This window comes from Pseudarthrobacter sp. SSS035, from assembly GCF_023273875.1.
Lineage (GTDB): Bacteria > Actinomycetota > Actinomycetes > Actinomycetales > Micrococcaceae > Arthrobacter.
In genome coordinates this window covers 928,619-941,016 of sequence record NZ_CP096882.1, presented here as the reverse complement: position 1 = coordinate 941,016, position 12,398 = coordinate 928,619, and the positions used below count along the sequence as shown (strand labels likewise).

Here is a 12,398-nt window from a genome sequence, read left to right as displayed (position 1 = left end):
CTGTACCACGTACGCCACAGCCCGGCCAGTGGTGCAATGATGGACCTATGAACAGCGCCAGCCGGCAGGTCCGGAACGTCCACGGGGCCCTTCAAGACAGTCTGGCGGTTCGCTGATGGGGCGCGTGACGCAGCGCCGCAAGGTGCACAAGTATGTTTTGGATGGCTCGCCCAATGCCCTTGAGTTCCCGGTCCGCCACCGCGAGGACGTCCTCGCCGTCGAAGAGCCGCTGGAAATCCGGATCGGTGCACTGTCATTCTCGGTGACCATGCGGACGCCCGGGGACGACTTTGACCTGGTGGCCGGCTTCCTGGTGTCTGAGGGGATCATCTGGGCACCCGAGCAGCTGGTGTCGCTGCGCTTCTGCGCCGGCGAGGACGAAAACGGTGTCCAGACGTTCAACGTGGTGGAAGCCCAGCTGCGGCCCGACGTCGAACTCCCGGCGAAGGGTCGGAATGTCTTCACGTCGAGTTCCTGCGGTATCTGCGGCACGGACTCGATCGAGGCAGTGCGCAAGTCCTCCCATTTCAGCCCGGCGGCGGATCCCATGACCGTACCGGCCGACGTTTTGGCGTCCCTGCCCGGCCGGCTCCGCGAAGCCCAGGACGTTTTTGACGTCACCGGCGGAGTGCACGCCGCGGGCCTCTTCCGCATAACGGACGACGGCGGCGTGCAGCTCTTGTGCCTCCGCGAGGATGTGGGACGCCACAACGCCGTGGACAAGGTGGTGGGCTGGGCCCTGCGGGAGCGGCTGCTTCCGCTGGCCGGGCTGGTCCTGCAGGTCTCGGGCCGGGCCTCGTTTGAACTAGTCCAGAAAGCCGCGTTGGCCGGCATTCCCGTGCTGGCGGCGGTGAGTGCGCCGTCGAGCCTGGCCGTGGAGCTCGCGGAGGCCAGCGGCATGACCCTGGCAGGATTCAGTCGGGGCACCAGCCTGAATATCTACGCCGGACAGGGCAGGATCACGCTGCCCGCCACGGACGTTCCCGAGCCGGTTCCCACGCATGCTCCTGAGCCGGTTCCCGGGGAGGGCGTGGCCGAGTTAAGCGCGAACGCGCCGGGATAAAACGGCGCCAGCACCTTCGGCGAAGATTTCCGGTGACGCTTGGCTATTGTGCTACTAGCCGGTAGATTTTATCCATCGATTGGACGCGTTTGGTCCGGATTCGAGTACTCCAGTTCAAGCACCTAAGAGGGTTTACATTGCATGACGACCGCCGGATCACCGAAGTCCGCCTGGACCGGTTTGTCCGCGAGCGGATCATTCCCGCTGTTTACGCCCGCACTGTTCCGCTGAACCTGAGCAGCTGGGATGCGCCCGGCGAGTCTGTGTCAGTGATGGAAGCCCTGCGGAATCACTTCACGCCGCAGGAACACGGTGCTGCCTGGGGCCAGCCGTGGGGCACCAAGTGGCTGCGCCTGCAGGGCGACGTCCCGGAGGCCTGGGGCACCGGCCCGGACACCGCGGTGGAAATCGTGGTGGACCTTGGCTTCATCAACGAAGCCCCCGGATTCCAGTGCGAGGGAATCGCCTGGCGCCCGGACGGCACTATCATCAAAGCCATTTCGCCCCGCAACCAGTACATTCCCCTGAAGCTCCTGGGCAGCGGCATGTCCGTTGACTTCTATGTTGAAGCGGCCGCCAACCCGGACATGGCGCAGGGCTGGACCTTCGCCGCCACTCCCTACGGGGATAAGGAAACGGCAGGCACGGCGCCGCAGTACCGGCTGGGCAGGATCGCCATCGCCGAACTCAACCAGACGGTCTGGGAACTCCAGCAGGATATCTGGACCCTCGCCGGGCTGATGCACGAACTCCCTCCGGAGCAGCCGCGGCGCCATGAGATCCTCCGCGCGCTGGAGCGCATGATGGACCAGATGGATCCCGACGACGTCCCGGGCACCGCCGCAGCCGGGCGGGCAACCCTGGCCGAGGTCCTGTCCAGGCCCGCCTACGCTTCCGCCCACCAGCTGGTGGCTACGGGCCACGCCCACATCGATTCCGCCTGGCTCTGGCCGGTGCGCGAAACCATCCGCAAGTGTGCCCGGACGTTCTCCAACGTGGTGGCGCTGATGGATGAGGATCCGGGCTTTGTGTTCTCCTGCTCCTCGGCCCAGCAGCTGGCCTGGATGAAGGAGTTCTACCCCGAGCTTTTCGGCCGGATCCGGGAGAAGGTCAAGGCCGGGCAGTTCGTTCCGGTGGGCGGCATGTGGGTCGAGTCGGACACCAACATGCCCGGCGGCGAGGCAATGGCCCGGCAGTTCATTGAGGGCAAGAACTTCTTCCTCGACGAGTTCGGCGTCGAATGCCGCGAAGCCTGGCTCCCGGATTCCTTCGGCTACTCCGCGGCCCTGCCGCAGATCGTCAAGGCGGCGGGCAGCCGCTGGTTCCTCACGCAGAAGATCTCGTGGAACCAGGTCAACCGCATGCCGCACCATACCTTCAACTGGGAGGGCATCGACGGCACCCGGCTGTTCACGCACTTCCCGCCCGTTGACACCTACAACGCCGAGCTGAGCGGACGCGAACTGGCGCACGCCGAGCGGAACTTCCGCGACCACGGGCGCGGGAACACCTCGCTCGTCCCGTTCGGCTACGGCGACGGCGGGGGAGGGCCTACACGGGAAATGCTGGCTGCCGCCAGCCGCACCGCCGACCTCGAAGGCTCGCCCAAGGTCAGGGTGGGCTCCGCGGAGAGTTTCTTCGCGCAGGCGGAGCGCGAGTATTCCTCCCTGCCGGTCTGGGTGGGCGAGATGTACCTGGAACTCCACCGCGGCACCTACACCAGCCAGGCCCAGACCAAACGCGGCAACCGGCGCAGCGAACACCTGCTCCGCGAGGCCGAACTCTGGTGTGCCACCGCTGCTGTCCGCGGCGCCGGTTCCTTCGAGTACCCGGCAGCGGAGCTGAAGCGGCTCTGGCGGCTGGTGCTGCTGCAACAGTTCCACGACATCCTGCCCGGCAGCTCCATCGCCTGGGTCCACCAGGACGCGGAACGCAACTACGCCGCCATCAGCGTCAGCCTCGAAACCCTCATTGGGCAGGCAGCGGCCGTGCTCCTCGGCGAGGGGTCGCGGACGTTCCTGCTCAACGCCGCACCGCACACGCGCAACGGCGTTCCTGCCTTGGCTGCCGCGGAGCTTTCGGCGACCGGCCAGCCGGCCCAGGCAACCGCTCTGGATGGCGGTTACGTGCTGGACAACGGCATCATCCGGGCTGTCCTGGATGCCGATGGCCTGCTTGCGTCCCTCACCGACTACGCCACGGGACGGGAAGCCATCGCTCCCGGAGCCCGCGGCAACCTGCTGGAACTGCACCGGGACACCCCCAATGAGTGGGACGCCTGGGACATCGATGAGTTCTACCGTCGCAACGTCACCGCCCTCACGGCGGCGCAGGCCATCCGGCTGGAGCACGCCGGAACCAGCGCCGTTGTGGTGGTGGAAAGGATCGCTGGCTCGTCACCGCTCACCCAGCGGATCACGCTGGATGCCGGCAGCGGCTCCCTCACCATCACCACCACCGTTGAGTGGCAGGAGAGCGAGAAGCTGCTCAAGCTGGGCTTCCCGCTGGACGTCAGGGCGGACCGCTCCGCCTCGGAGACCCAGTTCGGCCATGTCTTCCGTCCCACCCACGTCAACACCTCGTGGGAGGCCGCCAAGTTCGAGATCTGCGCGCACCGCTGGATCCACGTGGCTGAGCCCGGCTACGGCGTCGCGATTTCCAATGCGGCCACCTACGGGCACGATGTCACCAGGAGCGTGCGGGATTCCGACGGCGGGACAACCACGTTGGTGCGCCTGTCCCTGTTGCGGGCGCCGAAGTTCCCGGACCCGAGGGCGGACCGGGGCCACCAGGAACTGACCGTGACCATCCGCCCCGGCGCCGGAATCGCCGAAGCTGTAGAGGAGGGGTACCGCACCAACCTTGCACCCCGGCTCGTGAAGGGCGCCCGCGGCGTGGAGCCGCTGTTCTCCGTGGACAACCCGGCCCTGGTTATCGAGGCGGTCAAGCTTGCCGAAGACGGCTCGGGCGATGTTGTGGTCCGCCTTTATGAGTCCCTGGGGCAGCGGTCCGCCGGCGTGCTCACGGCCAACTTCCCGGTCACGGCCGTCCTGGCCACGGACCTGCTGGAGCGCGCCACCGACGCGCCGGGCGTCAACACTGCCGCAGCAGAGCAGTCGGTGGAGCTTTCGCTGCGCCCGTTCCAGCTGGTCACCCTGAGGTTCACGCGCTAGGTGCGGCATGGATGCCAGCTGTCCGGTCACGGGTGGATCAGCACTCGGGCGGGGCGGGAACGGACCTGGCCGTTAAATGGCTGAGTGGGGGCGGTCCCCAACGGCCCGCCACCACTCATCCCCCCAAAGAATGCAAAGACCCAACGGGCCCGGCGTCCAGGAATCTATCCCCGTTCGCGAACACCGGCACCCAACTTCACACATTCATGATTGTGCCATGTCTAATGATTTTGTGAAAGTCTGAAGGCTACTTTGCAGTAGAAGTCTTTTGTCTCGGCTCATTCTGCCCGGACCGCAGCTTGGCTACCCAGATCAGCGCCAGCCCGATGACGAAACATAGGACGGCTGTGTAGTTGATGACAAACTCCACTGAACCCAACGCCGGTGGGAGCGCCGGGAACAACAGGCTGGCGCCAATGGCAACCGCTCCGAGGGCCAGCAGGAATGCCGCTACCCTGACCAGGACCGGAAAAGTGCTCCGGGACGCCCGCACCATGGCAGGCAGCAGGACCAGCGAAACGTACGCAGGGTAGGCGCGGCCTGCCGCACCGTAGTACTCAACCAGCAGTCCGTGCCGGGCGTCCTTGACTGACACCGAGCCCATGCCCGCGGAGGACCCCGCCGTGTCCATCATCAGGAACACAACCACCACCATCAGCGAGGTCAGGCCCAGCACAGCCATTCCGATCCGTCCGGTTAGCAGCCGGTAGGCGTCGTCGGCCCCGAAGCCCCGGGTGACGCGGATGCCTACAAAGAAAATGGCGGCGAAGATGACAAAGCGGAGCAGGAGGTTGGCCACATTAACACCGCCGAGCGCCTGGTCGATGGCAAGGTACGGTGCCTGGATGCTGAGCAGGATGGCGAGCGTCATCAGCGCAAAGATGTAGAAGAGTGTCCGGTTCCTCCCCCTCACGGCACTGGGAACCCTCGCGACGGCCACCAGGCCGCAGACAGTCAGCGTGGACCACTGCAGGATTTCGATCATCCCAGGTTCTCCCAGATCTTTTCGGTTTTCTCGTGGTCATGTTCCTGCCGGCGGAGGGCCCTGCCGAGAGTCTGCAGCCGGTCACCGGCCAAAGTGGTCAGCTCGCCGTCGGACAGGCTGTCCAGGGCGGCCTGCCGGGCTCCGGGAGGCCAGCCGGCCTCCGTCTCCGTGACCAGCCCGGTGGCCACCAGGCCGCTGGCCGGGGCGACGCCGGCGGCAACGGAGGTGGCAACCGCCAGCTCCGGAGCCAGCCGGTTTGCGGTCAGTTGCGCCGAATAGTTCTGCGGAGCGATTCCGGTGGCGGCGGATACCCGGTGCCTCAGTTCGCCGTCGTCGATGGCCTCCACCCAGTTCTTGACCGAGGTGGCGTGCGGGGCCGGCTCCAACGCCGGCGAACCGGCCGGCGAACCGGCCGGCGCGGCGGCCGCCGGCACGCCGCCCGGGTCCGCGGCGGAACGCGCCAAAACTGCCCGCAGGAGGTCCGGGGTGGAGATCTGGCTGACTAGTTCGGACCTGCTGGGCGGGCGCGTGTCGGTGAGCTGGCTGTAGGCGTCGAACGCCGCCAGCGCCGAAACGGGATTGACGTTGTACGCCCGGCTGATGCTCACCACCGTAGTCTCTGCCACCTTGCCCCGGACAAGCTGCTGGGCCAGGGTGGTCCGCTTGATGCCGGAGACGCGGCAGATATCGGACGTGCTCGTGTTGGGGGCGATGCCGTGCAGCCAGCGCTGGAACGCTTTGGCAGGAATTGGCATATCGGCTCTCTGCTGAACGGATGATTGCCTTTTGATTTTAGCCTGACCTTCCGGAGGCGGTTTGGTGCGGAGTGTTGAGTCGACTATGCTTGATGGTCGAGCCCGTTGGTCCGTACACCCCCCAAGTCCGGACCGGCGGGCTCTTTAGTGCCCCGGCACTTTTCGGGGCGGCACATTGCGGTTTCACCGCAGTTTCGGGCCGATTCAGGCGGGCTCCTCCGGCCGGGCTGCGGCGAGAGGATGGACCAACCTATGACTGCAACCCTTGTTGCCAAAGATCTTTCCGGCGGCCACGACCACCGGACGCTGTTCGACAAACTTTCCCTCACGGTGGCCCCCGGCGACGTGGTAGGTGTGGTGGGCGCCAACGGCGCCGGCAAGTCCACCCTGCTGCGCCTCCTGGCCGGCGTGGACCAGCCCCAAGGCGGCAGCGTCAGCCTCGCCCCCTCCGATGCCTTTGTGGGTTGGCTGCCGCAGGAACACGAGCGCGTCGCCGGAGAGACTGTGGCCGGCTACATCGCCCGCCGGACCGGCTGCGCCCAAGCCACCGTGGAGATGGAGTCCACCGCCGAGGCGTTGGGCTCCGGCGCACCGGGCGCCGATGACGCCTACTCGCTGGCCTTTGACCGCTGGATGGCTTCAGGCGCGGCAGACCTCGACGAACGCATCCCGCCCGTTCTTGCCGACCTCGGGCTGGACACCGGCGCGGACGCTCCCATGACCGGGCTCTCCGGCGGCCAGGCCGCCCGCGTGGCCCTCGCGGCGCTCCTGCTCAGCCGCTTCGATGTTGTGCTGCTGGACGAGCCCACCAACGACCTTGACCTGGCCGGCCTGGCCATACTGGAAGCGTTTGTCCAGGGCCTGCGCGGCGGTGTGGTGCTGGTGTCCCATGACCGCGAGTTCCTGGCCCGCTGCGTGACCACCATCGTGGAGCTGGATCTGGCGCAGAATTCCGTGGCGGTCTACGACGGCGGCTACGAGGCCTTCCTGGAGGAGCGCGCCGTGGCGCGGCGCCACGCGAGGGAAAAGTTCGAGGAGTTCGCGTCCACCAAGGCTGACCTGGTCTCCCGTGCCCGGACGCAGCGTGAGTGGAGCTCCCAGGGCGTGCGGAACGCCATGAAGAAAAGCCCGGACAATGACAAAATCCGCCGGGCCGCCAGCACCGAGTCATCGGAAAAGCAGGCCCAGAAGGTCCGGCAGATGGAATCCCGGATTGCCCGGCTGGACGTGGTGGAGGAGCCGCGGAAGGAATGGCAGCTGCAGTTCACCATTGGCCAGGCGCCCCGGTCCAGCGCGGTGGTGGCCACCTTGCGCGACGCCGTCGTGAAGCAGGGAAGCTTCACGCTGGGCCCGGTGAACCTGCAGCTCAACGCGGGGGAGCGGATCGGCATCACCGGCCCCAACGGAGCCGGCAAGTCGACGCTGCTGCGCCTGCTCCTGGGCGTGCAGGCGCCCGACGCCGGCAACGCCGCCATGGGCGCCTCGGTTGCCGTCGGCGAAATTGACCAGGCCCGCGGACTGCTGGCCGGCCATCTAAACCTTGCCGACGCCGTCGAAGCCGTGCTCACGGACCTGACTGCGGCGGAGGTCCGCACCCTGCTGGCCAAGTTCGGGCTGAAGGCGGACCACACCACCCGCCCCGTGGATTCCCTGTCGCCGGGCGAACGCACCCGCGCCGCGCTGGCGCTGCTGCAGGCCCGCGGGGTGAACCTGCTGGTCCTGGACGAACCCACCAACCACCTGGACCTGCCCGCAATCGAGCAGCTGGAAGAGGCGCTGGGAAGTTATGAGGGCGCTTTGCTGTTAGTAACCCATGACCGGAGGCTGCTCGAGAACGTGCGGCTGGATGTCCGGTGGAATGTGGACAACGGAACGGTAACTGAACTGATGGCAGACGCAACGGAGCAAAAGCGATGAGCATGGATGGCGTCGCCTGGCACTCCCTGTACAACATCTCCCGGGCCAAGAACGGCTCCCAGCCCTTCTCCAAGGCCACCCTGAAACGGGTCCTGGGCTTCGCCCGCCCGCACCGGACAAAGCTGATCGCGTTTGTGGCGCTGTCCATTGTGATGGCGTTCCTGGCCGTGGCCACGCCCGTGCTGGCCGGCCAGGTGGTTGATGCCATCGTGGCCAAGGCGGGTACAGACGACGTGATCCGGCTGGCGCTGCTGATCGCCGTGGTGGCCGTTGCCGAAGCCGGCCTGGGGCTCGTGAGCCGCTGGCTTTCGTCCAACATCGGCGAAGGCGTCATCGTGGACCTGCGCACCAGGGTCTTTGACCATGTGCAGAAGATGCCCATCGCATTCTTCACCCGCACCCGCACCGGCGCACTGGTCAGCCGCCTGAACAACGACGTCATCGGCGCGCAGTCCGCCTTCGCCGGCACGCTGTCCGGCGTGGTCAGCAACGTGGTGGCCCTGATCCTGACGCTGATCGTGATGCTCGGGACGTCCTGGCAGGTCACCGTGCTCGCCATGATCCTGCTGCCGATCTTCCTGATCCCTGCCCGTCGGATGGGCTCCAAGCTTGCGGACCTGCGGCGTGAGGCGGCAAACCACAACGCGGCCATGGGCACCCAGATGACCGAGCGGTTCTCCGCTCCGGGCGCCACGCTCGTCAAGCTCTTCGGCCGCCCGGACGAGGAATCCCGCGAGTTCGCGGTCCGGGCCGGCCGGGTCCGGGACATCGGCGTCCGCACCGCCATGCTGCAGTTCACCTTCGTCACCGCGCTGACGCTGGTGTCCGCGCTCGCCCTGGCCCTGGTCTACGGCCTGGGCGGCTGGCTGGCCATCGGCGGTCAGCTCGCCGCGGGCGACGTTGTGGTGCTGGCACTGCTGCTGACCCGCCTGTACGCCCCGCTCACCGCCCTGTCCAACGCCCGCGTGGAAATCATGAGCGCCCTGGTCAGCTTCGAGCGCGTTTTCGAGATCCTGGACCTCAAGCCGCTGATCCAGCAGAAGCCCGACGCCGTGGCCATCCCGCCGGGAAACGTGTCAGTGGAGTTCGACGACGTCCGTTTCGCCTACCCCTCCGCGGACAAGGTCTCGCTCGCCTCGCTCGAGGAAGTGTCCACGCTGGACACCCGTGGAGGGGAAGAGGTGCTGCACGGCATCAGTTTCCGCGTGGAACCCGGGCAGACCGTCGCCCTGGTGGGTTCCTCCGGTGCCGGAAAGTCCACTATCGCGCAGCTGCTGTCCCGGCTGTACGACGTCGATTCCGGCGCCGTGCGGCTCGGCGGCAGCCTGCCGGGCTCGGGGCTGGACGTCCGGGACGCCACCTTCGATTCCCTGCGGGATACGCTGGGCATGGTCACCCAGGACGGACACCTCTTCCACGAATCGATCGCTTCCAACCTCCGGCTTGCCCGGCCGGACGCCACCGAAGAGGACATGTGGGACGCCATCCGGCAGGCCCGCCTGGAAACCATGATCCGGTCCCTGCCCGACGGCCTGGACACCGTGGTGGGGGAGCGCGGCTACCGGCTCTCCGGCGGTGAACGCCAGCGCCTCACCATTGCGCGGCTGCTGATCTCCCAGCCCCGGGTGGTCATCCTCGACGAGGCCACCGCGGCACTCGACTCCACCAACGAAGCCGCCGTGCAGGCGGCCTTGGGCGCCGCGCTCGAGGGGCGCACCGCCGTCGTGATTGCCCACCGGCTGTCCACCATCCGTGCCGCCGACGTCATCCTTGTGGTCGAGGACGGGCGGATCGTGGAACGCGGGAACCATACCGATCTGCTCGCGGCCGAGGGCCGGTATGCCGAGCTCTACCAGACGCAGTTCGCCGAGGCCACGGCCGTGGCAGCGGAAGCCGTTCCGGAGTACTAGAGCTTTAGATTCCGCATTTCGAGGAGGGACATCTCGGTGCCAAGGCGGGCTCAAAGCGCCGAGATGTCGCCTTTGATGGCGGGTCAGCGGCGCAGCGCGGCAAGTTCCGGCAGGATGTGGTCCGTCAGGAGCGGGGCGAGGTCTGCTGGCAGCGGCGCGCCGCGGTCCAGCGCCGCCAGGTCCAGCCAGCGGATCTCGGCGATCTCAGCCGAGGGGTGCGCGGTCCAGGTTCCGGGTGCGGTAAACACCGTGGCTTCGATGTCCGTGGCGGCCTCGTTGGCGGCGTCGGCGATCCAGACGCCCATCGGCTCCAGCTCGCGCGGATCCACCACGATCCCCACTTCCTCCTGAAGTTCCCGCGCAGCGGCGTGCACGGCGGTTTCGCCGGCTTCGGGCTTGCCTCCCGGGTGCATAAACATGCTGGTGCCGCGCTTGCGGACGGTCAGGAGCCGGCCGGCGTCATCGAAGACACAAACGGCGGAGACAACAATGCGGGCTTTCACGGTTCCGAGCCTAGCGTGTTCAGTCTTGCCGCTTCAGACCACCCGCTTCAGACCTGACGCTTCAGGGCGGACGTCAGCAGCAGGTCCTTGCGCGGGCCGGTCACATCCCACGTGTAACTGAACGTGTCAGGGCCTTCGTAGGTGTAGGCCACGCGGTACGTATCGGGATCGCACCAGTGCTGGTCCAGGTTCGCCGCCGGTGCGAAGCTCATCCGGTGGAAGGGCCGCCCGTCGGCAAAAAACACGTCCAGGGCGTCGGGCCGGTCGGCGGGTTTCAGGAGGTATTCGCGGAAGGCAGGGCCGGTAAAGGTGGGCCAGCGCATGGTGCCTTCTTCACGGAAGGCCAGGCCGCCGTCGTCCGCGTGGGCAAAATGTACGACGCCGGAAAAGGTTCCGTGGGTGCCGGTGGACCGGTCCAGCAGCTGCCGTTCGACGGCCCAGTTTCCCTGGACGGGCAAGTTCCCGGCCTGCGAGGGGCCGAGCAGGTAGGCGCGGAGATCGAACTCCGGGGAAGGAAGATTCAAGTGCCCTCGATTGGAATCGAACCAACGACACCGGCTTTAGGAGAGCCGTGCTCTATCCACTGAGCTACGAGGGCGCGTGTCCGTTGTTCCGGCATGGCCGGTCCGTCCGGACACGGATACAAGCATACAAGGTGGGAGGCCGTACTACGCTCTTGGCATGAGATCAGCCCCGACGTCCACCCCCGCCGTGGCCTACCTCCCGGACACCGCCTCGACCCGCCAGTACGTCGGCGCCTGGTCCGTCCTGAGTGTCCTGCAGTATTTTGTGGCGGAAGCGGCCGTGATCGGCGCCTGGGGCGGGCCGCAGCCCTACGACCGCCGGACCGGATACATCAGCGACCTTGGCGCGCTTCACTGCGGGATCTACGACGGACGGGATGTGTGTTCGCCGCTGCATTGGCTGATGAACGCCTCGTTTGTGGTCCAGGGGCTGGGGATGCTGCTCGGTGCGCTGCTGCTGGGCTCGGGGCTGCTGTGTGTCGCCGCCAGGGCAGGGGCCAGGGTTCAACCTGGGCGCCGGAAACCCTGGCAGGCGGCGGTCGCCGTGCGGGTCCTGACCGGTACTGCCGGTGCGGGGACCATGATCGTGGGCCTGGTGCCGGAGGACGTCGGCTCCGGCTGGCACTTCGTCGGGGCCCTGATGTACTTCCTGGCCGGCGCGCTGGCGTTGCTACTGCTCGGGGCGTTATGGCTGCGGCAGACTCCGCTGGGGTGGTTCGTGCTGGTGTGCGGCGTCGTGTCCCTCGCCGCGCTGGTAACCGGCGGACTGACAGGCCTCGATGTTCCGGAGCCCGGCACCCTGGAGCGGCTGATGGGTTATCCGGTCACCGTGGGCGTGGCGGCGGCGGGCCTGGTGATCGCCCAACGTGTGTACCGGCACCGCAAGGAGGAGCGCAGCCGGGTTACTGGGGCGGCGCGGGCCTAGCCGGCTTTCGCGGGCTTCTTGCGCAGGAACACTGCCGCCGCCCCGGCCAGCAGGCTGACGACGAACAGCACCCACCCCGCAACGGTGAGCCCGGACGCCAAGGCGACCTGGCCGGCGTCGGCCGTTTCCGATCCCAGCGCGGTGTCGATGGCGACATTGCCCCACAGCCGGACCACCACGAACAGCAGCGGCACCGCCCAGAGTGCCCAGCGGAGCGTCTTCCTGGCGACGTTGGTCCCGATCAGGAGCAGCCAGGTGAAGCCGAAGATCAACGGGAAGAGGGTGCCGGCTGTCTTGTGGACGTAGTTGAGCTGGCCGCGGGCGTCGTTGTCCATGGCGGCGTTCAGTTGGCCAACGTAGCCGGCGTCAAAACCTCCCAGGAGGGAGTCGGGCATGGCCAGGCCGCCGGAGAGCTGGGTGAGCTGCTGGAGCGTGAGCAGGTGGACGTACCAGAACAGGAAAAGGCTGACCACGACTCCCGCGATGAGGATCAGGTTGGTGTTGCTCTGGGCCTTCTGCGGCGAACGGCTGGTGCTGGGGTTGATGACCGGCGGAAGGCTGTGCTGCGGAACAGCCGCCTTGGAGCCGTGCTTCTTGATCCGCTGCGCTGGGGTTTTGGCCATGGCACCATTATCCCGCCACC

At 67.2% G+C, this 12,398-nt stretch carries 10 protein-coding genes and 1 tRNA gene; 5 read left to right on the top strand and 6 right to left on the bottom strand.

Annotated features, from left to right (window positions below; translation table 11 throughout):
- Positions 1–115: 115 nt before the first annotated feature.
- A complete protein-coding gene (gene fdhD, locus MUN23_RS04290; protein ID WP_248762277.1) occupies positions 116–1,063 on the top strand; it encodes a formate dehydrogenase accessory sulfurtransferase FdhD in 948 nt (315 codons plus the stop codon).
- A 137-nt stretch (positions 1,064–1,200) separates the two neighbouring features.
- Positions 1,201–4,236: a glycoside hydrolase family 38 C-terminal domain-containing protein gene (locus tag MUN23_RS04285; protein WP_248762276.1), complete on the top strand. Its 3,036-nt coding sequence runs from the start codon at positions 1,201–1,203 to the stop codon at positions 4,234–4,236.
- Positions 4,237–4,483: 247 nt separating this feature from the next.
- Here the strand turns inward: MUN23_RS04285 and MUN23_RS04280 are convergent, their stop codons facing one another.
- Together MUN23_RS04280 and MUN23_RS04275 are read right to left on the bottom strand one after the other, a co-directional pair.
- A complete protein-coding gene (locus tag MUN23_RS04280; protein ID WP_248762275.1) occupies positions 4,484–5,221 on the bottom strand; it encodes a hypothetical protein in 738 nt (245 codons plus the stop codon).
- Positions 5,218–5,976, bottom strand: coding sequence for a hypothetical protein (locus MUN23_RS04275; RefSeq protein WP_248762274.1), 759 nt, complete (start codon positions 5,974–5,976; stop codon positions 5,218–5,220). The genes MUN23_RS04280 and MUN23_RS04275 overlap by 4 nt, the downstream gene beginning before the upstream one ends.
- A gap of 252 nt (positions 5,977–6,228) precedes the next feature.
- Between MUN23_RS04275 and MUN23_RS04270 the strand changes: the two genes are divergently transcribed.
- Together MUN23_RS04270 and MUN23_RS04265 are read left to right on the top strand one after the other, a co-directional pair.
- Positions 6,229–7,893, top strand: a complete 1,665-nt coding sequence (locus MUN23_RS04270) for an ABC-F family ATP-binding cassette domain-containing protein (protein WP_248762273.1) — start codon at positions 6,229–6,231, stop codon at positions 7,891–7,893.
- Positions 7,890–9,803: an ABC transporter ATP-binding protein gene (locus MUN23_RS04265; protein WP_248762272.1), complete on the top strand. Its 1,914-nt coding sequence runs from the start codon at positions 7,890–7,892 to the stop codon at positions 9,801–9,803. The genes MUN23_RS04270 and MUN23_RS04265 overlap by 4 nt, the downstream gene beginning before the upstream one ends.
- 83 nt (positions 9,804–9,886) lie before the next feature.
- Here the strand turns inward: MUN23_RS04265 and MUN23_RS04260 are convergent, their stop codons facing one another.
- The 3 genes from MUN23_RS04260 to MUN23_RS04250 form a co-directional block, all read right to left on the bottom strand.
- A complete protein-coding gene (locus MUN23_RS04260) occupies positions 9,887–10,306 on the bottom strand; it encodes an NUDIX domain-containing protein (RefSeq protein WP_248762271.1) in 420 nt (139 codons plus the stop codon).
- A gap of 47 nt (positions 10,307–10,353) precedes the next feature.
- Entirely contained in the window at positions 10,354–10,830 is a 477-nt protein-coding gene (locus MUN23_RS04255) for a DUF6314 family protein (RefSeq protein ID WP_248762270.1), read from the bottom strand.
- A 1-nt stretch (position 10,831) separates the two neighbouring features.
- Positions 10,832–10,904 (bottom strand) — tRNA-Arg (locus MUN23_RS04250).
- 83 nt (positions 10,905–10,987) lie between these two features.
- On the opposite strand from MUN23_RS04250, the gene MUN23_RS04245 reads away from it, so the two are divergent.
- Entirely contained in the window at positions 10,988–11,755 is a 768-nt protein-coding gene (locus MUN23_RS04245; protein ID WP_248762269.1) for a DUF998 domain-containing protein, read from the top strand.
- Here the strand turns inward: MUN23_RS04245 and MUN23_RS04240 are convergent.
- Complete coding sequence (locus MUN23_RS04240) at positions 11,752–12,378, bottom strand: hypothetical protein (RefSeq protein WP_248762268.1); 627 nt, start codon at positions 12,376–12,378, stop codon at positions 11,752–11,754. The genes MUN23_RS04245 and MUN23_RS04240 overlap by 4 nt on opposite strands.
- Positions 12,379–12,398 lie beyond the last annotated feature (20 nt).